1 protein-coding gene is annotated in these 507 nt (G+C 64.7%); it reads right to left on the bottom strand.

What is annotated here, in order from left to right:
• A partial coding sequence (locus tag AC1DF0_RS32135; RefSeq protein ID WP_477577621.1) for a CYTH domain-containing protein occupies window positions 1–507 on the bottom strand: 507 nt, incomplete at both ends.

Genomic DNA, 507 nt, shown 5'->3' with positions numbered 1-507 from the left:
GAACTGCTCCGGCGCGGCTTTGCGCACGTCTTCGTCGTCCAGGCCGGCCTGTACCAGCGGGCGCCAGTCTTCCAGCAAGGCATCCAGCGCGACCCGCAGATCGTGAGTCGACTGACGCGGCGCGGCTTGACCGAGGCTACTGATCAGCGCGCGCATTTCAGCGAGGTTTTCGACCCAGTCCTGCAGCAGGCGCCAGTGGCCATTAAAGCGATATTGCTCGGCCAGGCGCTGGCTGCTGCCAAGCAAATGCCAGCACAAGGCGGCGAACGCATCGTCCAGTGGCATTTCGGCGGTGATCTGCGGCGCCGGCAAGCTCAGCGAGTAGCTGTTGGCGTCGAACAGGCGATAACCGCGTTCGGCCTTGCTGATGTCGCATGGCATCAGCGGCAGGGTCGCGGCCAGTTCGGCGGCCAGTTCCAGCAGTGCGGCCGGCTCGCCTTCGCGCAGTTCCAGTTCCAGCTCGCAGATTTCTTCTTTCTGCTTGCCGACCACCACGTGGCCCAGGTC

This window comes from Paenibacillus sp. 05T425 (genome assembly GCF_056396205.1).
Note: the sequence above shows the minus strand (reverse complement) of the source record. Positions and strands in the feature narration are given on the sequence as shown.